We start from the raw sequence: 23809 nt of genomic DNA, 5'->3' as shown, positions 1-23809 counted from the left end.
GCCCGAACCGGCGGCCCAGGAGGCGGCGGGCCATGACGGCGGGGCGACGGCGTGGCCCCCGACGCAGGCGGCGGGCGGCGAGGTGCCCGCGGCGGCCCAGGACGTCGGCGGCGGCGGAGCGTGGCCTCCGGCCCAGTGGCCCAGTGGTTCCTGGCCGCCCGTCGATCAGACCGCCTCGGCAGCCCCCGCCCGCGGCATGAGCAGGCGGCTCGTGTGGTCCGTGCTGATCGGGGCGGCCGCCGTCGGTGTCGCCGTGAGCCTGGTGCTGACGTTGGTCGTCCGGGGCGGGGACGACGAGCCGGCGGTCGCCGGGAGCGGGTCGCCGTCCCCGACGGGCGAGGTCTCGCAGCAGGACGACCCGAGCCCCACGCCCACCGAGGAGTCGGCGTCGCCCACCGTCTCCGCACCCGAACTCCCCGCCGGATACGAGGAGTACGAGGACACCGAGGGGTTCCGGATCGCGATACCCGAGGGGTGGGCGCGGACCACGGTGGACTCCCAGTTCGGGATCGCCGTCGTCAACTACCGCAGTGCCGACAGCGAACGCCGGCTGCAGGTCTACCAGGTGTCCGAGGAGTCGCCGGACGCGTCGTTCGACCTGTATCTGTCGGAGGACACCCCCAAGCCGGCCGGGTTCGAGGAGTTGTCCCGGCAGAACCTCGACGACGACAGCGGGTTCACGGGCACACGGCTGGAGTACCTCGCCGACACCATCAAGGGCGAGCCGGACGTCGGCACCTGGCACGTCTACGACGAGCGGTTCGTGGCGCCGGACGGCAACATCTACGCCATCGCCGCATACNACACGGCTGGAGTACCTCGCCGACACCATCAAGGGCGAGCCGGACGTCGGCACCTGGCACGTCTACGACGAGCGGTTCGTGGCGCCGGACGGCAACATCTACGCCATCGCCGCATACGGCGCCGAAGCCGACGGCCGGGACGACGAACTGGAGCTGCTCACCACGGCGTTGGACTGGTTCTGCCCGCCGCTCGGACAGTGCGCACCGGCGTCGAGCTCGTTCGACATCGACTGACCCGCACCCGGCCGGCTCAGATGCTCTGCAGTTCGTCCTGGAGCTTTTCGACGTCCACCGTGTCGTCGGCCGAGGGCGTCTTCGTCGGGACCGGCTTGTCGTAGTCCGTGAAGGTCAGCGTCAGGTCGGTTCCGCCGCCCTGCTGCGTGGCCGAGACCAGGCGGTGCGGGGAGTCGGACGTGACGTACAGGGTCGTGCGGCTGCCGTCCTCCGTGCCCTTCAGCGGGATCACCTTCGTGCCGTCGAGCGTCGTCTCGTCGCCCTTGGTCAGTGCGGCCCTGCCGGAGGGGTCGGGAGTGTCGAGGTCCTTCTGGAAGGCGGCCAGGTCACAGGTGTCGGCCATGCCCTTGAGCAAAGCGTCCTTCGTGGAGCCGTGGATGTAGCGGTTCTCGAACAGCTCGGCCACCGCGTCGCCCTCGCCGCCGGGCACCTGGGCCTTCCAGAACGCGGTGTCCGGTTTCATCCACACCTCCGCGCCCTGCTTGACGATCTCGACGCTGCCGCCGTTCGAGCCCATCTCCAAGGTGCCGACGCAGTTGCCGTCCTTGTCGAGTGCCAGGTCCATCGAGGTCGGCTGGGTCTTGGCGGCGCTCGCGGCCGCGCCGCGGTCCGTCAGTTTCAGGTGGACGGACTCGGCGGCGAGGAGGTTGTCCTTCGCCCGCGTCGCGAGTTGCCGGGCGCTCAGGTCGTCGGCGTCGCCCGCCGCGACGAGGGCGGGTGCGAGGAGCAGGGCGGCGCTCGCCGCCGCGCGGACCACCGCCTTCGAGGCCATGACGTCACCTCCGTGGCGCGCCTCACTCGCACACCATGACTCAGCGTACGGTTCGCCCCATTTGCCCGCATGTTCAGTGACGCGGCCCACTTTCAGCCATGGATTGCGCATGCAATCGCCGCGCAAGGGCAGGCGCTCACGGTCCCGGTGAGTGACATGTGTGTGACACAGGGGCACTGAACAGGAACGGAAGGCAAACCCGATCATGGCGGACACACCAGAACTCCAGGCGCGGAAGACCATCCACGTGGACGGGGAGTGGCTTGAAGCCGTCTCCGGCGCCACGCGCGAGATCATCGACCCCGCGGACGCCCTGCCGTTCGCCCTGGTCGCGGAGGGCGACGAGAAGGACACCGACCTGGCGGTCGCGGCCGCCCGGCAGGCCTTCGACCACGGCGACTGGCCGCGCACCCCCGTCGCCGAACGCGCCGCACTGCTGCGCCGCGTCGCCGATCTTCTCGTACGCGACCGCGAAGAACTCGGTCTGCTGGAGAGCCGGGACGCGGGCAAGACCGTCGAGGAGGGCCGCGTCGACATCGACTGCGTCGCCGACGCCTTCCGCTACTTCGCCGACCTCGTCGCCGCCGAGGCCCCGGGCCGGGTCGTCGACGCGGGCTCGCCCGACATCCACAGCGTGGTCGTGCACGAGCCCCTCGGCGTGTGCGCGCTGATCACGCCCTGGAACTACCCGCTCCTCCAGGCCAGTTGGAAGATCGCCCCGGCGCTCGCGGCCGGCAACACCTTCGTGGTCAAGCCGAGCGAGATCACCCCGCTGACGACCGTCGCCCTGATCGACCTGCTGGCCGAGGCCGGCCTGCCCGCCGGAGTCGCGGGCATCGTCACCGGCCCCGGCCACTCGGTCGGCGCCCGGCTCGCCGAGCACCCCGACGTCGACCTCGTCTCCTTCACCGGCGGCCTGGTCAGCGGCACGAAGGTGGCCCAGGCCGCCGCCCCGAGCGTCAAGAAGGTCGCCCTCGAACTCGGCGGCAAGAACCCCAACGTCGTCTTCGCCGACGCCTGCGCCACCGAAGAGGCCTTCGACACCGCCGTCGACCAGGCCCTCAACGCGGCCTTCATCCACAGCGGCCAGGTCTGCTCGGCGGGCGCCCGCCTCATCGTCGAGGAGAGCGTCCGGGACCGTTTCGTCGCCGAACTCGCCCGCCGGGCGGACCGTGTCCGCCTCGGCCGCGGCACCGCCGACGGCGTCGAGTGCGGCCCGCTCGTCTCCGAACAGCAGCGCGCCAAGGTGGAGTCGTACGTCGCCTCCGCGCTCGCCGAGGGCGCGGTGCTGCGCTCCGGCGGCAAGCGGCCCGCGCCGTCCCCGGAAAGGCCCGAGAACGGCTACTTCTACGAGCCGACCGTCCTCGACCACTGCCACCGCGAGATGAAGGTCGTACGCGAGGAGGTCTTCGGCCCCGTCCTCACCGTCGAGACCTTCCGCACCGAGGACGAGGCGGTCGCCCTCGCCAACGACACCGAGTACGGCCTCGCCGGCGGCGTCTGGACCACCGACGCCGGCCGGGCCCGCAGGGTCGCGGGCCGACTGCGGCACGGCACGGTCTGGATCAACGACTTCCACCCCTACCTCCCCCAGGCGGAGTGGGGCGGCTTCGGCAAGAGCGGGACGGGCCGCGAACTGGGCCCCGCCGGACTCGCCGAGTACCGCGAGACCAAGCACGTCTACCAGAACCTCGCGCCCAAGCCCGTCCGCTGGTTCGCCGGCTGACCTCCCTCCCTCGCAAGCCCCTGGAGTACCTCCCATGCACCAGCACGAGTACGACTACGTCGTGATAGGCGGCGGCACCGCGGGATCCGTCATCGCCTCCCGCCTCACCGAGAACCCCGACGTCACCGTCGCCGTCATCGAAGGCGGCCCGAGCGACGTGGACAGAGACGACGTCCTGACCCTGCGCCGCTGGATGGGCCTGCTCGGCGGCGACCTCGACTACGACTACCCGACCACCGAGCAGCCACGCGGCAACTCCCACATCCGGCACAGCCGGGCCCGCGTCCTCGGCGGGTGTTCCTCGCACAACACCCTGATCGCCTTCAAGCCGCTGCCGTCCGACTGGGACGAGTGGGAGGCGGCCGGCGCCAAGGGCTGGGGCGCGGTGCCGATGGAGGCGTACTTCGCGCGGCTGAAGAACAACATCGTCCCGGTCGACGAGAAGGACCGCAACGCCATCGCCCGCGACTTCGTCGACGCGGCCCAGAAGGCGCTCGACGTCCCCCGCGTCGAGGGCTTCAACAAGAAGCCGTTCAACGACGGCGTCGGCTTCTTCGACCTCGCCTACCACCCCGAGAACAACAAGCGCTCCTCCGCGTCGGTGGCGTACCTGCACCCGGTGATGGACGAACGGCCCAACCTCCACCTCATGCTGGAGACCTGGGCGTACAAGCTGCAGTTCGACGGCACCCGCGCCGAGGGCGTGCACGTGCGCACGAAGGACGGCGAGGAGATCCTCGTCAAGGCCCGCAACGAGGTCCTGCTGTGCGCGGGCGCCGTCGACTCGCCCCGCCTGCTGCTGCACTCCGGCATCGGCCCGAAGGCCGACCTGGAAGCGCTCGGCATCCCCGTCCTGCACGACCTGCCGGGCGTCGGCGAGAACCTGCTCGACCACCCCGAGTCGGTGATCGTCTGGGAGACCAACGGCCCCATCCCGGAGAACTCCGCGATGGACTCCGACGCGGGCCTGTTCGTGCGCCGCGACCCCGAACACGCGGGCCCCGACCTGATGTTCCACTTCTACCAGATCCCCTTCACGGACAACCCGGAGCGCCTCGGCTACGAACGCCCGCCCTTCGGCGTCTCGATGACCCCGAACATCCCCAAGCCGAAGAGCCGCGGCCGCCTGTTCCTGACCAGCGCCGACCTGTCGGTCAAGCCGGCCCTCGACTTCCGCTACTTCACCGACGAGGACGACTACGACGGCCGCACCCTCGTCGACGGCATCAAGATCGCCCGTGAGATCGCCACGACCGAGCCGCTCGCCGGCTGGCTCAAGCGCGAGGTGGCCCCGGGCCCGCAGGTCACGGGCGACGAGGAGCTGAGCGAGTACGCCCGCAAGGTCGCGCACACCGTGTACCACCCGGCGGGGACCTGCCGGATGGGAGCCGCCGACGACCGGTCGGCCGTCGTGGACCCCGAGTTGAAGATCCGCGGACTGGACGGCATCCGTATCGCCGACGCGTCCGTTTTCCCGACCATGCCGGCCGTGAACCCGATGATCGGGGTGTTGATGGTCGGGGAACGGGCCGTCGACCTCCTTGGAGGTGGTGCGTGATGACTACGACCATGGCTACGCAGCCGACTACGCCGGCGAGCGAGGATCCCGTGTTCTCCGTCGAGGGCCTGTGGAAGGTCTTCGGCCCCAAGGCGGACCAGATCCCCGCCGACCCGGAACTGGCCGCCCTCTCGCCCGCCGAACTGCGCGAGCGCACCGGCTGCACCGCCGCCGTCAAGGACGTCTCCTTCGACGTCCGCAAGGGCGAGGTCTTCGTCGTGATGGGCCTGTCCGGCTCCGGCAAGTCCACGCTGGTGCGCTGTCTGACCCGGCTCATCGAGCCGACCTCCGGCGCCGTCGCGATCGACGGCGAGGACGTGCTCGCCATGGACAAGGGCCGCCTGCGCGAACTGCGCAGGAACCGCGCCTCCATGGTCTTCCAGCACTTCGGCCTGCTTCCGCACCGCACCGTCCTCGACAACGTGGGGTACGGCCTGGAGATCCAGGGCGTCGGCAAGGCCGAGCGACGCGCCAAGGCGCAAGCAGTCGTCGCCAAGGTCGGCCTCGAGGAACTGGAGCAGCGCAAGCCCGGTCAGCTCTCCGGCGGCCAGCAGCAGCGCGTCGGCCTGGCCCGCGCGCTCGCCGTCGACCCCGAGGTCCTGCTTTTCGACGAGCCGTTCAGCGCGCTCGACCCGCTGATCCGCCGTGACATGCAGGAGGAGGTCATCCGCCTGCACCGCGACGAGGGCCGCACCATGGTCTTCATCACCCACGACCTCAACGAGGCCCTGCGCCTCGGCGACCGCATCGCGCTGATGCGCGACGGCGAGATCGTGCAGCTCGGCACCCCCGAGGAGATCGTCGGCTCGCCCGCCGACGACTACGTGCGCGACTTCGTCCGCGACGTGCCGCGCGCCGACGTCATGAAGGTCCGCACCGCCATGCGGCCCGCCGACGCCGACGAGGAGACCAGGGGAGCGGCCATCGCGCCCGACGCCACCGTCTCCGAGGCCATCGAGGCGGTGACCCGCTCCGGCTTCCCGGTGCGGGTCGTGGACGACGGCCGCTGCCTCGGCGTCGTCGACCACGAGCGACTGCTCGGCGTCGTCGCCGGGGTACCCGGCCCCCGGAAGGGAAACACCGGCGAGGTGGTCGTCTGATGGCCGCCGTCTCAGCAAGTCCCGTACGCGATACGGGAATCGGCGCCCTGCTCAAGCACCGGGCCGTCGGCAAGATCCTGCTGCTCGCCGTCGCCGCGGCCGTGCTCGTGCCGATCGCCAACGCCAAGTGGGCCTCCGGCGCCTGGCCCGACGCCCTCACCGTCGACCTGACCTCGCCGCTCGGCAAGGCCAGCGACTGGATCATCGACAACCGGGACAGCCACTGGCTGTTCACCTACTTCCTGGGACACATCTCCAACGCCATCGTGGTGTCGGTGCGCGCCGTCTACCTGGTGCTCCTCGCGGGCGGCTGGGCCGGTGTCGTCGCCGGCGCCGCGCTGGTCGCCTGGCGGGTCGCGGGCGTGCGCCTCGCCGTCCTCACGGCCGCCTCGTTCGGCGTGTGCGGGCTGCTCGGCATGTGGGTGCCGACCATGCAGACGCTGGCCCTGATGGTCGTGTCCGTCATCGCCGCCGTCGTGCTCGGCATGCTCATGGGACTCGCCGCCGGCCTCAGCGACCGGATCTTCCGCATCCTGCGGCCCGTCCTGGACACCATGCAGGTCCTCCCGGCCTTCTCGTACCTGCTGCCGGTCGCCCTGATCTTCGGCGTCGGCGTGCCCGCCGCGGTCCTCGCGACCGTGGTGTACGCGGCTCCGCCGATGGCCCGGCTCACCGCGCTCGGCCTGCGCGGCGCCGACGGCGGCGTGATGGAGGCCGTGACCTCCCTCGGCACCACCGCCCGCCAGCGCCTGTTCTCGGCCCGCCTCCCGCTGGCCCGCAAGGAGCTCCTGCTCGGTCTCAACCAGACGATCATGATGGCGCTCTCCATGGCCGTCATCGCGTCGATGATCGGTGGTGCCGGTCTCGGTGACCGCGTCTACCAGGCGCTCGGGACCGTGGACGTCGGCGCCGCCCTCGCGGCCGGCATCCCGATCGTGCTGCTCGCCGTGGTCCTCGACCGCGTCACGGGCGCCGCCGGTGAGCGTCTGGGCGCGCACGCCGAGGACACCTCGCCGCTGCGCGGCGCGCGCGGCTGGTCCGTGGCCGCCGTCGTGACCGTCGTCGTCGCGCTCGCCGTGCGGTTCGCCGACCGTCTGGAGTGGCCGGCGAGCTGGACGGTGGACATCGTCGAGCCGGTCAACACCGCCAAGGACTGGATGGTCGACCACCTCTACACCGGCGTGCCCGTCGTCGGCGGCACCGCCGACTGGGCCGCGCACTTCACCACCTGGGTCCTCGACCCGGTCCGCGACGGACTGCAGGACCTGCCCTGGTGGTCCCTGCTGCTCGTCGTCGCGGCCCTCGCCTGGCTGATCGGCACCTGGCAGACCGCTCTGACCGCCGTCCTCGCCATGGCCGGCATCGGCGTCCTCGGCGTGTGGGACAAGTCCCTCGACACGCTCGCGCAGGTCCTCGCGGCCGTCGCCGTCACCCTCGTCCTCGGTTTCGCGATCGGCGTCGCGACGGCCAGGAGCAGCCGCCTCGAACGGCTCCTTCGCCCCGTGCTCGACGTCTTCCAGACGATGCCGCAGTTCGTGTACCTGATCCCGGTCGTCGCCCTCTTCGGCATCGGCCGGGCCCCCGCGGTCGCCGCGGCCGTCATCTACGCGCTGCCCGCCGTCATCCGCATCACCACGCAGGGCCTGCGGCAGGTCGACCCCGCCGCGATGGAGGCCTCGCGCTCGCTCGGCGCCACCAACTGGCAGCAACTGCGCCAGGTCCAGCTCCCGCTGGCCCGTCCCGCGCTGCTGCTCGCCCTGAACCAGGCGGTCGTGCTGGTCCTCGCCGTCGTCGTCATCGGCGCCCTGGTCGGCGGTGGCGCGCTCGGCTACGACGTCGTGTTCGGCATCGCGCAGGGCGACCTGGCGACGGGCATGGTGGGCGGCGTCGCCATCGTCTGCCTCGGTCTGATGCTGGACCGGGTGACGCAGCCCACGGCACGCCGGGAACACGACGCGAAGAAGGGAGCCTGACATGCGCGTACGTACGCGTGCGGTGAGCGCCATGACCGCGGTCGGCGCCCTGCTGGCCCTCTCGGGGTGCGGCGCCGCCGACATGACCAAGCAGGCGTCCCCGTACGCCAACGCGGGGGGCGCCAAGACCGTGACGCTCTCCGTCCAGAGCTGGGTGGGCGCCCAGGCGGACGTGGCGGTCGCCGAGTACCTGCTCAGGCGCGAGCTGGGCTACCGCGTCGACCGGGTCCAGATCGACGAGGTCCCGGCCTGGGACGCCCTCAGCCAGGGCCGCGTCGACGCGATCCTGGAGGACTGGGGCCACCCGGAGCAGGAGCAGCGGTACGTCAAGGACAAGAAGACGATCGCGTCCGGCGGCGACCTCGGCGTGACCGGCCACATCGGCTGGTACGTCCCCACGTACTTCGCGAAGAAGCACCCGGACGTCACCGACTGGAAGAACCTCAACAAGTACGCGGACCAGTTCCGCACCGCGGAGAGCGGCGGCCAGGGGCAGCTGATGGACGGCTCCCCGTCGTACGTCACGAACGACAAGGCCCTCGTGCAGAACCTCGGCCTGGACTACAAGGTCGTCTTCGCGGGCTCCGAGGCGGCGCAGATCACCCAGATCGAGCAGTTCGCCAAGGAGCAGAAGCCGTTCCTGACGTACTGGTACAAGCCGCAGTGGCTGTTCGAGAAGGTGCCGATGACGGAGGTGAAGCTGCCCGAGTACAAGGAGGGCTGCGACGCCGACCTGACGAAGATCAAGTGCGCGTACCCGCACACGCCGCTGCAGAAGTACCTCAACGCCGACTTCGCCAAGCGGGGCGGCAAGGCGGCGGCCTTCCTGAAGAACTTCAAGTGGAGCGAGGCCGACCAGAACGAGGTCTCCCTCGACATCGCCGACAAGAAGATGTCCCCGCAGGACGCGGCGAAGAAGTGGGTCGAGAGTCACGAGTCGACGTGGCGGGCGTGGCTGCCCAAGTAGGCGACCCGACTCGACTCCGACGCTTGACCGGTCGGGGGGTGCCCCTGCTGTATGCGGGCACCCCCCGACCGCGACCGGCTCTCCGGCGAGCCGCCGCCTACCGCCTCAAATCCGCGGCGATCTCGCGCAGTGCCTGGTCCGCCNCGGCCCTGCCGCCCCCCCCCCCCCCCCCCCGCGACCGGCTCTCCGGCGAGCCGCCGCCTACCGCCTCAAATCCGCGGCGATCTCGCGCAGTGCCTGGTCCGCCCGGCGTTGCAGCCCCGGCCCGAACGTGACGCGGGTCGCCCCGAGTTCACCGAGTTCGGTGGCCGAGGGGCTTTCGCCGTCGCCCTCCAGCCCGGCGAACACGTTCATCGGCCCCTGGATACCGGAGCGCAGCAGCGGCAGCACGGTCGTCGGGGCGCCGATCGGATAGACGCAGTCGGCGCCCGCGGCGACGTACAGCGCGGCCCGGTGGATGGCCTGTTCCGGATCGGCGACACCCCTGATGAAGGTGTCGACGCGGGCGTTGACGAAGAGCGAGTCCCCGGCGGCGTACCGCACCTGGGCGAGCCAGTCGGCATGCTCGTGCGGGTCCTTGAGGACGCCATCGGTGGAGTCCTCCAGGTTGCAGCCCACGGCGCCCGTCTCCAGCAGCCGCTCCACCAGCTCCTTCGGCGCGAGCCCGTACCCGCCCTCGATGTCGGCGGACACCGGCACGTCCACGGCCCGCACGATCCGCGCGACCGCCGCGAACATCTCGTCCGCCGGGGTCGCCCTGTCCTCGTACCCTAGGCAGGCGGCGACCCCCGCGCTGGGCGTGGCCAGTGCCGGGAAGCCCGCCTCGACGAGCGCGCGGGCACTGGCCGCGTCCCAGGGGCCGGGCAGGACGAGGGGGTCACCCGGGACTCGGCCGCGGTGCAGCGCACGAAACTCCTCCACCTTGGTCATGGCGTGTAACCCCCGGGCGGGATCCGGCGGCTGACCATCACCCGGTTCCAGTTGTTGATGGCGACGATCAGCCCCACGAGATGGGCGAGCCGAACCTCGTCGAAGTGCAGGGCGGCCCGCGCGTACACCGCGTCCGACACGAACCCTTCCGTCAGCACGGTCACCGCCTCCGCCAGCGCGAGCGCGGCCCGCTCCCGCTCGTCGAAGACGTCCCCGGCCTCCTCCCAGGCGGCCAGCAGATCGAGCTGCCGCTCGCTCACCCCGTGCTTGCGGGCGATGGTGAGGTGCATGTCGAGGCAGAAGGCGCAGTGGTTGAGCTGCGAGGCGCGGATCACCACGAGTTCGGCGAGCGCGGGGTCGCCGAGCCCTTTCTTCGCGGCGGCGCTGAGCGCGGACATGGCCTGTCCGACCTCGCGGTCCAGGAGCGTGGTACGGCTCACTTGTACTGCCCCGGCTCGTAGTGCCCCGGGGCCATGCGGAAGGTCACCCCGAACCGGTTCCACGCGTTGATCACCGCGATCGCGGAGACCAACTGCGCCAGTTCGGCCTCCTCGAAGTGCTTGGCGGCCTTCTCGTACACCTCGTCGGGCACGTAGCCGTCCGTCAGGACGGTCACCGCCTCGGTCAGTTCCAGCGCCGCGAGTTCCTTCTCGGTGTAGAAGCGCCGCGACTCGTCCCAGGCGTCGAGCTGGATGATCCGCTCGACGCTCTCGCCCGCCGCGAGCGCGTCCTTGGTGTGCATGTCGATGCAGAAGGCGCAGTGGTTGACCTGCGAGGCGCGGATCTTCACCAGCTCGTACAGCGTGGGGTCGAGGCCCTGCTTGGCGGCCGTGTCGAGGCGGATCATCGCCTTGTAGACCTCGGGGACGTGTTGGGCCCAGGGCATCCGGGCGGGCTGTTCGGGGGCGTACTCGGAGGTCGTCGTGGTGGTCGTGGCCGGGGTGGTCGTCGTGTCGCTCGTGGTCATGACATCGACCCTAGGAGCCAAGCTGCCCAGGAGTATGGTCCACTTCCATGCCGAAACCTTGGGCCACTCTGGGTGTCGACCTCCATCTCGAACCGGCCGGTCCGGGCCTGCGCCGTGGCCTGACCGACGCCCTGCGCGAGGCCGTCCGCACCGGCCGCCTCGCCCCCGGCACGAGACTGCCGTCCTCCCGCGCTCTCGCCGCCGATCTGGGCATCGCCCGCAACACGGTCGCCGAGGCCTTCGCCGACCTGGTCGCCGAGGGCTGGCTCACCGCCCGCCAGGGCTCGGGCACGAGGGTGGCGGAACGTCCGGTGCCGGTCCCGGCCGTGGGTCCCGCGCCGGGCGGCCGTACACCGTCCCGCCCGATGTACGACCTCGTCCCCGGCACCCCGGACCTGTCCGCCTTCCCTCGCACGGCCTGGCTGAAGGCGGCCCGCCGCGCGCTCGCCGTCGCTCCGTACGACGCCCTCGGCTACGGCGATCCGCGCGGCCGCGTCGAACTGCGCACCGCCCTGGCCGGCTACCTGGCCCGGGCCCGCGGGGTCCGCACGCACCCCGACTCCATCGTCATCTGCTCCGGCATCGCGCACGGGCTGATGCTGCTCGGCCAGGTGCTGCGGAAGCGGGGGCTGGGGAGCCTGGCGGTGGAGTCGTACGGCCTCGACGTGCACTGGCGGCTGCTGGAGCGGGCCGGACTGCGGGCCGTACCACTGGGACTGGACGGACGCGGCACGCGCACCGAGGAGTTGGGGGCGGAAGAGCGGGCCGTGCTGCTGACGCCCGCGCACCAGTTCCCGATCGGCGGTGCCCTGCACCCCGACCGGCGGGCCGCGGTGGTGGACTGGGCCCGGCAGAGCGACGGGCTGATCATCGAGGACGACTACGACGGGGAGTTCCGCTACGACCGCCGCCCCGTGGGCGCCCTCCAGGGCCTCGACCCGGGCCACGTGGTCTACCTGGGCACCGCCAGCAAGTCACTGGCCCCGGGCCTGCGCCTGGGCTGGCTGGTGCTGCCGCCGTCGCTCGCCGCCGAGGTCGTCGCGGCCAAGGGCGGCGTCGACTGGTCGTGCGGAGTCCTGGACCAGCTGACGCTGGCGGAGTTCATCACCTCCGGCGCATACGACCGCCACGTCCGGTCGGCCCGGCTGCACTACCGGCGCCGCCGGGACGCGCTGGTCGCCGAACTCGCCCGGCGCGCCCCGCAGGTCCACGCCACCGGCATCGCGGCCGGCCTGCACTTCGTCCTCCGCCTCCCGCCGGGCACCGAACAGGAGGCGCTGCGGGCGGCGGCCTGGCAGGGGCTCGCGGTGCACGGACTGCACCGCTACCGGCATCCGGAGGCGACCGTCGAGCGGCCCGACGCGCTGGTCGTGGGGTACGGGACACCGCCGGACCACGCGTGGTCGGGGGCACTGGACGCCTTGTGTGCGGCACTCCCCGGATAATCTGCCTTTTTTCTTTCCTTCCGTCAATTCGCCTGCGGAGCCGATACAGTCGTCCCATGAGCAACAGTTATTCCAATTCCCGCGTGGCCCTCAAGAAAATCACCCCCGACGTCTCCGCGGCGATGGGCTCCCTGCACGGCGCCGCCGTTTCCGCGGCCCAGGACGCCAAGGTCGAACCGGAACTCCTGGAACTGATCAGGATCCGCGCCTCACAGATCAACGGCTGCGCGTTCTGCCTCGACATGCACACCAAGGACGCCCGTGCGCAGGGCGAGACCGAGCAGCGGATCTACGCCCTGAACGCCTGGCGGGAGACCCCTTTCTTCACCGAACAGGAGCGCGCTGCACTGGCGTTGACCGAGGCGGTGACGCTGGTGCACGACGGACACGTGCCGGAGGCCGTCTACGCCGAGGCCGCGGAGGTCTTCGACGAGGAGCAGATCGCGGCACTGATCTGGGCGGCCACCGTCATCAACGCCTACAACCGGATCGCCATCGCGACCCGGATGGTGCCGGGGAATTATCAGCCGACTCGGAAACAATGAATTGAGGCAGCTTTCAATGCGCCGGGTCGCTTCGCGCGAGAAATTGCGGAGCGCCCCGGCGTACCCATGAGTGGTAGCTGAATTCAGATCTCCGGCAGCGGTTCCATGACGTCGTCCAGCCACGTCCGCCATTCCGGTGCCCGCACCGCCGGTGCCGCCCGCATCGGGCGGGCCGTCCAGCCCGTCACGGGCCGGATTCCGTGCAGTGCGTTGACCAGCCACACCTCACGGCCGTCCAGTTCGGCCACGGTCCGCTCGCGGTGGGCGACGCGGATGCCGGTGCGCTGGGCCCGTTCCTGGACGAGGCCGACAGTCACTCCGGGCAGCACGGGCAGCCGCGGCGGGGGCAGACACAGGGTGTCGTCCTCCCACCACAGGACGCTGGCGGTGGCCGCCTCCAGCACCACACCGGACGGCGCGATCAGCACCGCCTCCTCGGCACCCGCGTCGGACGCCCGCCGCCGGATGCGGGCCAGGGTGTCCAGGTCGGGCCCCTTGCGGCGGGGCACGGTCCGCGGATCTGACTGCCCCGCCGCCCACACCCGCACCTCGGAGCCGAGCGGCGGGGCGTGCCGCAGCAGCAGCCGCAACTCCATCGAGCCGGCGCTGAGTTCGACCCGGGGGAACCATTCGCCCGTTCGGGGCAGGGCCGCCGTCATGTCCTGCCAGAACTCCCTGAGCCGACGCGGCGGCGGCCCGCCGCACTCGGAACACGCCCGCAGGAACCGCTCCCGATGCCGCGCGAAGCCCCGCACCCGGCCGTCCCGCACCAGCCAGGAGTCGGCGACGAGCAACCGCCCACCGATCCCGGCCGCGGTCGCCGGCCGTCCTTCGGCCCCGCCCGCCGGTCGTTCGCCGGCCTCGGCCCCCGCCGCGGGCCCACCCCGCGCCGCCACCCGGCCACCGCCCGGTGTCCAGGTCAACAGCCCTTCCGCGACCGCCGGTTGTGTCACCGCGAACCCCTCCTCAGTACGTGCCACCGGCCGCCACCGGCGCCCCGCCCCGCGGCCCGTACGGCGCGTGTTCCAGCCACGATCCGCACCAGGGCAGCACCGGTGCGAGTGCTGCCGCGGCCCGTTGCCTGGCCCGGACGATCCGCCGTCGCGGGCGCAGATGGTCCAGCGCCTCCCCGGCGGCCGCACTGTTGAACAGGGCCGCCGCCCGTCGCACGTCGGCGAAGTCGGCGACCGCCTCCGCCGTCCCCGCCGCGACCGCCTTCGCCGCCGCCGCCGCGTCCGCGATCCCGCTGTTCATACCGCGCGCCCCGAACGGCGGGAAGAGATGCGCCGCCTCCCCGACGAGCAGCACCCGCCCGTGCGGATCGGTGAACGAGGCCGCGACCTTGCGCAGGAAGCGGTACGTCGACACCCACAGGATCCGCTCGGCGTAGCCGTCGCCCACGACCGAGGGCAGCCACCGGCGTGCGGCCTCGGGGCTGCCGTACGCCTCCTGCGGGTCGTCGTCCCGGCACTGCAGGTCGATCTGGAAGCCTCCGGTGAACGGCACCCGCATCACACTGCGGCCGCCCACCCCCGGGTGCTCGTAGTGGAAGACCCGCTCCAACGGCAGTTCCGCGCCCGGGATGTCGGCGATGTCGACGACGACGTGGAAGCCCTCCCCGTGGCTGCCCTCCATGGCGATGTCCAGCCCGCGCCGGAGCGCGGAGCGGGCGCCGTCGGCGGCGACCGCGTACCCGGCGGTCCACACCCGGCCGTCCTCGGCGGTCAGGTGCACCTCGGCCGCCGTACTGCGCACGTCCGTCACCCGGGCGTCCCACACGAACTCCACCCCGGCCCGCTCGCAGGCGGCCCGCAGGAAGCGTTCGGTGTCCACCTGGCGCAGGCTGGTGAAGGGCGGGAGTCCCGGGGAGGGCGGGTGAGTTCGGGAGTAGACCTCACGACCCCGGTAGACAGTGCGCCGGGTCTGCCAGGTCCGCCCGTACGCGGTGATCTCGTCGGCGAGGCCCGGCCGCATCCCGTCGAGCAGGCGCAGGGTCTCCCGGTGGACGAACAGGGCGCGGCTGCCCGGCCGTTCGCGGTCCTCGGGGTCGGCCTCCAGGAGGACGACGGGCAGCCCGCGGGCCCGCAGCGCGAGGGCCGCGGACAGGCCGACGGGGCCGGCGCCGACGACCAGGACCTCGTTCACGTGCGCGCGCCCTCGGCCAGCATGCGGGTGATCTCCACCCGCTTCACCTTCCACGTGGCGGTCATCGGCAGCTCCTCGAACCGCCACTGCCGCGGCTCGGCCATCGCGGGCAGATCGGCTGTGGCCTCCCGCCAGCGCCCCGCGTCCAGCGGCCGCTCTCCCCGCACGCACACCACCGGCACCGGCTCCCGGTCCGCGCCGGGCACGATGACGACCTCCCGCAGCTCCTCCAGCCGGGACATCAGCACGTCCTCCACCTCCAGATTGCTGTGCACCGAGCCGATCTGGTCGATCTCACGGTCGAGCAGATGCAGGACGCCCAGCCGGCTGCGGTACCCCATGTCGCCCATCTGCCACCAGTCGCCGTCGAGCTGGCGCTCGTACTGCTCCCGGGCCCCGAGGTAGGTGAGGATCCGGCCCCTCGTGCGGGCCTCGATCCGGCCCGCCGTCCCGGGCGCCGCCCGCCTCCCGCCGGCGTCCGTGACCCGGACCCGGGTGAACCCCGGTATCCCGATCCCGACCCGGCGGCCGTCCGCGCGGGCGGCACTGCGCCGGGTGAACCACTGGAACGCCACCGGTCCCGTCTCGCTCTGCCCGTACAGCTGGATCAGCCAGGGCGTACGCCGTCTCGAGGCGCCCAGCAGCCGCCGTACGGTCCGCGGGTGGATCGCGTCGAACGTGGAGCCGTACGCCTTGACCCGCGACAGCGGTGCCCCCGGCGCGTCGGCCAACTCCTCCCACAGGACGAAGGTGTTGGGGTGCGTCTCGATGATCCCGGGCCGGTGCCGCACCAGCAGTGGCCCCACACTCGCCGGGTCCGGTTCGGTGATCAGCACCAGCGGGCTGCCGAAGTGCAGCAGGACGCCGAGCAGGTGGTAGAAGCGCGAGTGCACGAACGACATGTGCAGCGCCGCGGTCTCGCCCCGAGTGGGCCAGCCCATCGCCTGCTGCGGTACGAGCCGGTTCCACATGGTGTGCGCGCAGTGCACGGCGAGCTTGGGAACGCCGGTGGTGCCCGAGCTGTGGGTGATCAGGGCGGGCTCCCGGGGATGGAGTCGTACGGGTGCGGGCGGCTCGGATCCGGCGTACTTCTCCAGCGGTTCGGCGCCGGGGGCGTCGTCCACGGAGAGGGTTCTGCGCACGAGCCCGGACAACTCGACGTCCTGGAGCGGGCCTTGGAGCTTCGCCCGGTCGGTGATCAGCCACGGCCGCCGCAACCGCGCCAGCAACTGCCCCACCACGGGACCGGCGAGACCGGGCGAGAGCAGCACCGGCACCGCGCCGATCCGGGAGACCGCGCAGGTCAGCAGTACGATGTCGACGTTGTCCGTCTTGTGTACGACCACCTGCTCCGAGGGCCGTACCCCGGCCTCCCACAGCCGTCCCGACAGCTCCTCGACCACGTCGGCCAGCACGGGATAGCTCAGGTCGGTCCCCAGGGACGGATTGACGTCCAGGGGCCGGTCCAGCGTGACGAAGACGGCCCCGTGGCGGTCGGCCGCCCGCCGGAACACCGGGCCGAGATAGAACCCGCGGTCGGCGAGCAGGGGTTGTTCGGGCATGGAGCCCTTCCTTCCTGACATGGTCACCACGCGCCCCTGCGGACCAGGTGACGGCGGAGCTTTCCGGTGGGAGTGCGGGGCAGGGACGGGACGAAACTGACACTGCGGGGGACCTTGAAGGCGGCCAGGTGCTCCCGGGCCAGCCGGATCAGGTCATCCGCCAGCCCGGACGGCAGGGCTGCGGCGGGGACGACGAAGGCGCGCAGCCGGCTGCGGCCGTTCCCGTCCGGGACGGCCGTGACCGCGACCTCCCGCACCGCCGGATGCGTCCGCAGCACGGCCTCCACCTCCAGCGGGGAGACGGTGATGCCGCCGACCATCTCCATGTCGTCGGCGCGGCCCAGATGCCGGTAGGTGCCGTCCGGTTCGCGGCACGCCCGGTCCCGGGTGGCCAGCCAGCCGCCGACCAGGGCACGGTCCGTCTCCTCGGGCCGGTTCAGATAGCCGGGCGTCACCGTCGGCCCGCGCACCCACAGTTCACCCTCGGCGCCTTCCGGGACCGGATGCCCGTCCCGGTCCCGCAACTCCACCTCGAAGCCGGGGACCGGACGGCCGACGGTGCCGGGACGGTTGTACTCGAAGCCGTTGGCGCAGAAGGCGTGCCCCGCCTCGGTGGAGCCGATCTGCTCCAGCACCGGCGCGCCCAGCACCTCGGCGACCTGCATCCCGAGCCCCGTCGGCATGCCCTCACCGGCCGACACCGCCGCGCGCACGGAGGCGAAGCAGGCCTCGTGGCCACCGCCCCGCTCGGCGACCAGCGCGGCATACGCGGACGGCACGGAGTAGAGCAGGGTCACCCGGTGCCGGGCGACCAGCTCGTCGACGACGGCCGGGGTCGGACGCCGGTCCACGAGCACGGCCGACGAACCCGAGAAGAGCGGGAAGACGAAGGCGTTGCCGAAGCCGTAGGCGAAGTACAGCTTCGACACGGACAGGGTGACGTCGCTCTGGGTGATCCGCAGCAGCCGTCGGCCGATCAGGTCGTGGTACGTCCTCGGGTCACCGTGCGTGTGCACGACTCCCTTGGGGCGGCCCGTGGTGCCGGAGGTGTACTGGACGTAGAGCGGGGTGTGCGCGTCGACCGGGTGGGCCTCGGCCGGCTCGGTGACGGGAGCGAGCGCGAGCAGCTGGTCGGCGCCGAGGCACGCCCGGTCGCTGAAGCGGTTCTCCAGGCCCGGTCCTGTCACGCACAGCACGGCTTCGGTGTCCTTGGCCATGAACGTGTGTTCGGCCGCGGGGAGTTCCGGGTTGACCAGCACCGCCACGGCCCCGAGACGGACGGTGGCGAGAAAGGCCGTCACCCAGGCGATCGAGTCGGGCAGGGCGAGCAGCACCCGGTCGCCGGGGCGCACGCCGTGCTCCGCGAGCACGGTGGCCGCGCGGGCCGCGAGGGCGTGCACCTCGCCATGGGTCCAGATCCGGTGACCCTGGTGGAAGGCGGCCCGGCCGGTCCACCCGCGCCGCTCGGCGAGCGCGGTGAGATGCGCGGCGAGGTTCCCGGGGGCGTCGACGTCGGCCGGGGAGAGGGTGGGCTGGGGTGTCCTCATCGGGCGGGCTCCTCGGCGACGGTCTGCTGCGGTCGTCATCGGGCGGGCTCCTCGGTGACGGTCCGCGGCACGCGGGGCTCGATCCACTCCCGCCGCTCCCGGACCCGCGCGACCGCGTGCTCCCGGTGCGCCCGCATCTGCGCGGCCGTCTTCAGCAGCATCTCGTCGTACTCCGCGACCGCGTCCGAGTCGAGGACGATCGCGCCCCCGGCGCCCAGGTGCATCAGCCCGTCGGCGAGTACGGCCGTACGGATCACGATGCTGAGATCCGCGCCGCCGCCGCACCCCAGGTAGCCGAGGGCCCCGGAGTAGACGCCGCGGGCCTCGGTCTCCAGCGAGTCGATGATCTCCATCGTGCGCAGCTTCGGCGCGCCGGTCATGGAGCCGCCGGGGAAGCAGGCGCGCACACAGTCCACGGCGTCGGTGCCCGCGCGCAGCCGGCCCTCGACGGTGGAGACGAGCTGGTGCACGGTGGCGTACGTCTCGGTGGCCATCAGCCGGGGCACCCGCACGGTCCCGGTGCGGCAGACGCGGCTCAGGTCGTTGCGGAGCAGGTCGACGATCATCAGGTTCTCTGCGCGTGTCTTGGCGTCGGCCGCCAGCGCGTCCCGGAGCCGGGCGTCCTCCTCGTGCCCGTCGCCGCGGGGCGCGGTGCCCTTGATGGGTCTGGCCTCGGCCACACCGTCCCGGGTGATGCGCAGGAACCGCTCGGGGGAGGAGCCGGCCACATCGAGGTCCTTGAACCTCAGGAAGGCGGCGTACGGTGCCGGGTTGACGCGGCGCAGCACGCGGTAGAAGTCGTAGGCGTCGGGCGGGGCGGGCAAACGGGCCGCGTTGGTCAGGCAGATCTCGTAACTGGTGCCGGCACGGAGCTCCCGCCCGCAGGCCTCGATGTCGGCGAGGTAGGTCGCCCGGTCGCGGACCAGCCAGGGTTCGGCGGCAAGCAGGTCCGGCGCCGGGGCGGGCGCGGGCGGTAACGGGAGGCCGGTGGCCGAACCCGCGTCGGCTGTCACGCAGGTGAGCTGGGCGAGCGTGCTCTCCAGCCAGTCCGTGGCCTGTCGCGTGGCCTGCGGGGTGTCCTCCGCCAGGCAGACCGCGTAGGTGAAGTCGCCCTGGTGGTCCACCGCGATCAGCCGGTCGGCGAACAGCCAGCAGGCGTCCGGCATTTCGGACGAGTATCGGTTCGGTGAGCCGCAGTCGGCCTTCATCTCGTAGCCGAAGTAGCCGACGTAGCCGCCGGTGAAGTCGAAGGGCAGCCCGGTGGCGTCCACGCGCCGGTTCGCCAACTGCCGCTTGAGGTAGTCGAAAACACTCGCCGTGACCTTGCGCGGCGGCCGGCCCGCCCGCTCGATCTCGCACTGGCCGGCCGCGACGTCGTACCGCACGAACTCGGCGAGCGGCCCGCTGTCGTCACCGAAGAACGAGAACCGGGACCGACCCGGCTCCACCAGTGAACTGTCCAGCCAGAACGCCCGCTCCGAGGCGGCGTACATCCGGGTGAAGGCCGCCTCCGCGTCGACGGCACCGGCGATGCGGCGGGTGTGCAGACGGTAGGCGGGGCCGGGGTGGCGGGGGCGGGGGATGGCCACGGGGGAGGCCGACGGGGTGTCCGTGGCGGCCCTCGGGTCGGTGCCGGACGGTGCCGCGGTGGCCTTCGGTGTCTCGGAGGCGGCCGGGCGGGGGACCACCGCCTCGGTCCGGGGCACGGCCGTGTTCTTCGTCCGCAGCTTGTGGGCCCGTTCCGCCGTGAGGTTGCGGAAGTTCACGAGCATGCGGTGGCCGTACTCGGTGAGGACCGACTCGGGGTGGAACTGCACACCCCACAGGGGGCGGGTGCGGTGCCGCAGCCCCATCAGCACCCCGTCCTCGGCCCACGCGGTGGCCTCCAGGGTCTCGGGCAGCGGCTCGCGCACGGCCAGCGAGTGGTAGCGGACCGCGGTGAAGCACTGCGGCACGCCCTGGAACAGGTCCTGCCCGTCATGCCGTACGGAGGTCAGATGCCCGTGCCGGGGCTCCGGGGCCGGTCCCACCCGGCCGCGCTCCCCGAGGGCGATGCCCTGGTGGCCCAGGCAGACGCCGAGCACGGGAACGGGGGACCGGGCCAGCACCCGGACGCTGATACCGAAGTCGCGGGCCTGTGCCGGGTGCCCCGGGCCCGGCGACACCACCACGTTGTCGAATTCCGCAAGATCCGGAATCGTGTCGGCGGGGGCGTCATTGAGGATCACCACCGGCTCCTGGCCGTTGACCTCGGCGATCAGATGGAAAAGGTTGTACGTGTACGAGTCGTAATTGTCGATGAGCAGGGTCTTCACCCGCCCACCTCCCTTGCGTCGTTCTCTGGGCTAGGCGGTCCGTTTGTGCCGTCCGCGGAGCGCCTGGAGCGGTGGGTACAGCCATTTCTTGAAGAAACGCTGAAGGCGCGGCATCAGAATCCACGTGACGAGGGCCGTCACGCACAAGCACAACAGCAGTGTGCGAATGAACGGATTGAAGGCGCCGAGATAGGGGAGTGCGATCACATTGAACAGGAGTACCGGCGGGAACACGGCGCTCATATTTACGAACCACAGCTTCCATTTCGACGGCGGGGCGGGCGGGGCGGGGGGCCGGTCGGTCTGGATGTCGAACCACGCCTTCGCGCCCCGAACGCTGCGCCGGCCGGTCTGCCGCGCGAATCCCTCCGCGCGGAGGTCCCACTGCCTGCGGGTGGTCGAGCCTTCCCAGGCCAGGGCGGTTCCTTCGCTGGCGAAGCGATAGACCACGTGCCACTCCGCCTCTCCGTCGACAAGGACGCCACCCCCCAGGAAGCCCGGTTGCTGTGCGCTCGCGGCCAGCATGGCCCACCCCCAGGAGTGGAAGTCTCCCTCGTGGCCCGGCACCACGTGATAGGCCACGGTGACGGTGACGGGATTACTGGTCACGTGGTCGAGTACGGAAAGCGGACACAGCCCGTTCAAAGATTAACGAAGTTTTTCGAGGTGTCCGGATCGTGGCTCTTTATAGACGTTTCGGTGGCCTTGGCATCTTGTGAGAAGAGGTACTGCGGGTAACTCTCCTCAACTTCTTACAAATTCTCGGAATCGCTTGCCGGGCGGCCGGAAAGGATTGCACGATCACCTTCCCTGATCGAAGGAGATCCATGCCCAGGTACGACTGGAACATGTCCCACGAGGGAATCGACCGAGCCCGGTCAGAGATCGAACCCGCGCGAAAAGAAGTCACCGCCCATCCTCTTTATCAGCGGATAGGCAGCCGGGAACGCATGGCGACGTTCATGACGCACCACGTGTTCGCGGTATGGGACTTCATGTCCCTGCTCAAGTCCCTGCAGCGGGAGCTCACCTGCGTCGACGTCCCCTGGGTGCCGCGCGGCTCGGACGTGAGCCGACGGCTCATCAACGACATCGTGCTGGTCGAGGAGAGCGACGAGCTGAACGGCGGCTTCACCAGCCACTTCGAGCTGTACCGCGCCGCCATGGCCGAGGCGTCGGCCGACACCGGCCCGATCGACACGTTCCTCGCGCTGATCACGGAAGGCCACGATGTGCCGTCGGCGCTACGGGTGGCCCAAGTCCCGGCCCCCGCCGCCGAGTTCGTCCGCGCGACCTTCGCGATCATCACCGACCGGCCCCTGCACTGCCGGGCCGCCGCCTTCGCCTTCTCCCGCGAGGACCTCATCCCCGACATGTTCGACCAGGTCATCAAGAAGGACGGGACCGACCGTTTCCCCCTCTTCTGCGACTACCTGGCCCGCCACATCGAGGTCGACGGCGAGGAACACACCCCCATGGCCATGCAGATGGTCGCCGACCTCTGCGGCACGGACGACACCCGCTGGCGCGAGGCGATCGACACGGCGAACGTCGCACTGGAGGCGAGGGTCCGACTGTGGGACGGGATCTCGGAGGCTATGGGGGTGGTGGGGTGAGGAGGTCGGTCAGGGGCGAGAGCGGGCCACCTTACGCCCCCTCGTCCGCCCCGGACGCCTCCCCGAACCGTGCCAGCGCAGCGCTCCGGCCACCGCGACGACGAACCCCAGTACCGCCACCCACGCCAACCCCCTCCCGGGTGCGGTCCCCGAGCCAGGCGACGCCCACCGCCGCCGGGCCGAGGGTCTCCCCGATCACAGGCCGGCCGTGGTCGCCGTGACCGACCCCGTCCGCAGGCCCGAGGTCAGGCGAGGAACGCAGCGGCGCCGCCCAGCAGCAGTGCGTACGCCGCCGGGTGGCGCAGGAGGTCCGGAACCGCGAGTGAGTCGATCAACCGCACCGCCACCTCCACCGCCCCGAACCCGAACCCGGCCGCCAGCCCGAGCAACCCGGCTCGTCCCCGCTCCGGCAGCCGCCCGCCGCCCAGCGCGACCGGCAACACCGCCACGGCCACCCCGAGCAGCGCGTACCGCAACGCCGCCGGCCCGCCGTGGTCCCCAGCGTCGAGGTCATCTGGCAGAAGTACGACCGCCCCGGCCACCCGCGCCTGGTCGCCCAGCGCAGCGTCGCCCTCGGCCTGGAGACCGCCGCGGACCTGGCCCGCCGCAACCTCCACAGCTACTACGAGTTCACCGGCCGCGCCGGCTGCATGGTGAACGGCCTCCTCACCACACCCCAGCGGAGCCGCGAGGCCACCGACGCCCTGTTAGTTCTGCATCGGCGCCGAAGAGGTCGTCCTCTACTGCTGTGCGCCCCGGACCCCGACCAGGTCGACCGCCTCACCGACGCCCTGTTCTGACCTGCTCCACCTGTGCGTCATCCACATCCAGTACGGCACGCAACTGGGCCAACCCCCAGTCCAGGTCCTCCTCGGAGACGACCAGGGGCGGCGCGATCCGGATCGTCGCCCCATGCGTGTCCTTCACCAGCACCCCCCGCTCCATCAGCCGCTCCGACACCTCCCGCCCCGTGCCGTAGGCCGGCGCGATGTCGATCCCCGCCCACAGCCCACGCCCGCGCACCGCCGTCAGCCGGCCCGTTCCCGCGAGCACCCTCAGCTCCCGCAGCAGATGAGATCCCAGCCGCGCCGCCCGCGCCTGGTACTCGCCCGACCGCAGTATCGCGATGACCTCCAGCGCCACTGCACAGGCCAGCGGATTCCCGCCGAACGTCGACCCGTGCTCCCCTGGCCGGAACACCCCCAGCACCGCCGAGCTCGACACCACCGCCGACACCGGAACGACCCCGCCCCCGAGCGCCTTCCCCAGCACATACACGTCCGGCACGACCCCCTCGTGCTCGCACGCGAACGTCCGCCCGGTCCGCCCCAGCCCCGACTGGATCTCGTCCGCCACGAACAACACGTTCCGCTCCCGCGTCAGCTCCCGCACCCCCGGCAGGTAACCGGCCGGTGGCACCAGTACCCCCGCCTCGCCCTGGATCGGTTCCAGCAGCACCGCCACCGTGTTCTCGGTCACCGCCGCCCGCATCGCCGTCAGATCCCCGTACGGCACGATCTCGAAGCCCGGCGTGTACGGCCCGAAGTCCGCCCGCGCGTCGGAGTCCGTGGAGAAGCTGATGACCGTCGTCGTACGCCCGTGGA

20 protein-coding genes and 1 pseudogene are annotated in these 23809 nt (G+C 71.7%); 9 read left to right on the top strand and 12 right to left on the bottom strand.

Annotated elements, in window-relative coordinates; translation table 11 throughout:
* Positions 1-1053: 1053 nt before the first annotated feature.
* Positions 1054-1809 carry a LolA-like protein gene (locus tag ACWBNA_RS46530; RefSeq protein WP_482710665.1) on the bottom strand — a complete coding sequence of 252 codons (756 nt, stop codon included), beginning with the start codon at positions 1807-1809 and terminating at the stop codon, positions 1054-1056.
* 205 nt (positions 1810-2014) lie between these two features.
* On the opposite strand from ACWBNA_RS46530, the gene ACWBNA_RS46525 reads away from it, so the two are divergent.
* Genes ACWBNA_RS46525 through ACWBNA_RS46505 form a run of 5 tightly spaced genes read left to right on the top strand, consistent with a single transcriptional unit; the run spans position 2015 to position 9133 of the window.
* Positions 2015-3535 carry an aldehyde dehydrogenase family protein gene (locus ACWBNA_RS46525; protein ID WP_482710664.1) on the top strand — a complete coding sequence of 507 codons (1521 nt, stop codon included), beginning with the start codon at positions 2015-2017 and terminating at the stop codon, positions 3533-3535.
* A 34-nt stretch (positions 3536-3569) separates the two neighbouring features.
* Positions 3570-5093: a GMC family oxidoreductase gene (locus tag ACWBNA_RS46520; protein ID WP_482710663.1), complete on the top strand. Its 1524-nt coding sequence runs from the start codon at positions 3570-3572 to the stop codon at positions 5091-5093.
* Positions 5093-6193, top strand: coding sequence for a quaternary amine ABC transporter ATP-binding protein (locus tag ACWBNA_RS46515; protein ID WP_482710662.1), 1101 nt, complete (start codon positions 5093-5095; stop codon positions 6191-6193). Before ACWBNA_RS46520 ends, ACWBNA_RS46515 begins: the two co-directional genes overlap by 1 nt.
* Positions 6193-8166, top strand: a complete 1974-nt coding sequence (locus tag ACWBNA_RS46510) for an ABC transporter permease (protein ID WP_482710661.1) — start codon at positions 6193-6195, stop codon at positions 8164-8166. Before ACWBNA_RS46515 ends, ACWBNA_RS46510 begins: the two co-directional genes overlap by 1 nt.
* Position 8167: 1 nt before the next feature.
* Positions 8168-9133 (top strand): ABC transporter substrate-binding protein, encoded by a 966-nt coding sequence (locus ACWBNA_RS46505; protein ID WP_482710660.1) that lies wholly within the window; start codon positions 8168-8170, stop codon positions 9131-9133.
* A gap of 201 nt (positions 9134-9334) precedes the next feature.
* On the opposite strand, the gene ACWBNA_RS46500 is transcribed toward ACWBNA_RS46505, so the two are convergent.
* From ACWBNA_RS46500 to ACWBNA_RS46490, 3 genes are read right to left on the bottom strand one after another with little or no spacing between them, the layout of a single operon-like run.
* On the bottom strand, positions 9335-10063 hold the full coding sequence (locus ACWBNA_RS46500) for an isocitrate lyase/PEP mutase family protein (protein WP_482710659.1): 729 nt from the start codon (positions 10061-10063) through the stop codon (positions 9335-9337).
* Entirely contained in the window at positions 10060-10503 is a 444-nt protein-coding gene (locus tag ACWBNA_RS46495) for a carboxymuconolactone decarboxylase family protein (protein WP_482710658.1), read from the bottom strand. The genes ACWBNA_RS46500 and ACWBNA_RS46495 overlap by 4 nt, the downstream gene beginning before the upstream one ends.
* Positions 10500-11030 (bottom strand): carboxymuconolactone decarboxylase family protein, encoded by a 531-nt coding sequence (locus ACWBNA_RS46490; protein WP_482710657.1) that lies wholly within the window; start codon positions 11028-11030, stop codon positions 10500-10502. Before ACWBNA_RS46490 ends, ACWBNA_RS46495 begins: the two co-directional genes overlap by 4 nt.
* A gap of 47 nt (positions 11031-11077) precedes the next feature.
* On the opposite strand from ACWBNA_RS46490, the gene pdxR reads away from it, so the two are divergent.
* Positions 11078-12475, top strand: a complete 1398-nt coding sequence (pdxR, locus tag ACWBNA_RS46485; RefSeq protein WP_482710656.1) for a MocR-like pyridoxine biosynthesis transcription factor PdxR — start codon at positions 11078-11080, stop codon at positions 12473-12475.
* 56 nt (positions 12476-12531) lie between these two features.
* Positions 12532-13020 carry a carboxymuconolactone decarboxylase family protein gene (locus ACWBNA_RS46480; RefSeq protein WP_482710655.1) on the top strand — a complete coding sequence of 163 codons (489 nt, stop codon included), beginning with the start codon at positions 12532-12534 and terminating at the stop codon, positions 13018-13020.
* 83 nt (positions 13021-13103) lie between these two features.
* Here the strand turns inward: ACWBNA_RS46480 and ACWBNA_RS46475 are convergent, their stop codons facing one another.
* The 6 genes from ACWBNA_RS46475 to ACWBNA_RS46450 are packed head-to-tail and all read right to left on the bottom strand — an operon-like array spanning position 13104 to position 21198.
* Positions 13104-13973, bottom strand: a complete 870-nt coding sequence (locus tag ACWBNA_RS46475; RefSeq protein ID WP_482710654.1) for an aminotransferase class IV — start codon at positions 13971-13973, stop codon at positions 13104-13106.
* Positions 13974-13986: 13 nt separating this feature from the next.
* On the bottom strand, positions 13987-15165 hold the full coding sequence (locus ACWBNA_RS46470) for an FAD-dependent oxidoreductase (RefSeq protein ID WP_482710653.1): 1179 nt from the start codon (positions 15163-15165) through the stop codon (positions 13987-13989).
* Positions 15162-16727: a class I adenylate-forming enzyme family protein gene (locus ACWBNA_RS46465; RefSeq protein ID WP_482710652.1), complete on the bottom strand. Its 1566-nt coding sequence runs from the start codon at positions 16725-16727 to the stop codon at positions 15162-15164. Before ACWBNA_RS46465 ends, ACWBNA_RS46470 begins: the two co-directional genes overlap by 4 nt.
* Before the next feature lie 23 nt (positions 16728-16750).
* Positions 16751-18274, bottom strand: coding sequence for an AMP-binding protein (locus tag ACWBNA_RS46460; RefSeq protein ID WP_482710651.1), 1524 nt, complete (start codon positions 18272-18274; stop codon positions 16751-16753).
* Between the two features lie 35 nt (positions 18275-18309).
* The gene (gene pabB / locus ACWBNA_RS46455) at positions 18310-20589 is read right to left on the bottom strand and encodes an aminodeoxychorismate synthase component I (RefSeq protein ID WP_482710650.1); all 2280 of its coding nucleotides are present in this window, start codon (positions 20587-20589) and stop codon (positions 18310-18312) included.
* A 30-nt stretch (positions 20590-20619) separates the two neighbouring features.
* Positions 20620-21198 (bottom strand): putative antibiotic biosynthesis monooxygenase, encoded by a 579-nt coding sequence (locus ACWBNA_RS46450; RefSeq protein WP_217235106.1) that lies wholly within the window; start codon positions 21196-21198, stop codon positions 20620-20622.
* Positions 21199-21416: 218 nt separating this feature from the next.
* Here ACWBNA_RS46450 and ACWBNA_RS46445 point away from each other — a divergent pair, with 218 nt between their 5' ends.
* Positions 21417-22205, top strand: a complete 789-nt coding sequence (locus ACWBNA_RS46445; RefSeq protein ID WP_482710649.1) for a DUF3050 domain-containing protein — start codon at positions 21417-21419, stop codon at positions 22203-22205.
* 31 nt (positions 22206-22236) lie between these two features.
* On the opposite strand, the pseudogene ACWBNA_RS46440 reads toward ACWBNA_RS46445, so the two are convergent.
* Positions 22237-22705, bottom strand: a pseudogene (locus tag ACWBNA_RS46440) (hypothetical protein); the annotation flags it as partial.
* On the opposite strand from ACWBNA_RS46440, the gene ACWBNA_RS46435 reads away from it, so the two are divergent.
* A complete protein-coding gene (locus ACWBNA_RS46435; RefSeq protein WP_482710648.1) occupies positions 22697-23005 on the top strand; it encodes a hypothetical protein in 309 nt (102 codons plus the stop codon). The pseudogene ACWBNA_RS46440 and the gene ACWBNA_RS46435 sit on opposite strands and share 9 nt — an antisense overlap.
* On the opposite strand, the gene ACWBNA_RS46430 is transcribed toward ACWBNA_RS46435, so the two are convergent.
* A partial coding sequence (locus ACWBNA_RS46430; RefSeq protein WP_482710647.1) for an aspartate aminotransferase family protein occupies positions 22986-23809 on the bottom strand: 824 nt, incomplete at its 5' end. The two genes, ACWBNA_RS46435 and ACWBNA_RS46430, sit on opposite strands and share 20 nt — an antisense overlap.

The sequence above is a fragment of the Streptomyces sp. Q2 genome, from assembly GCF_056820935.1.
This window is presented reverse-complemented; position numbering and strand designations above follow the sequence as displayed.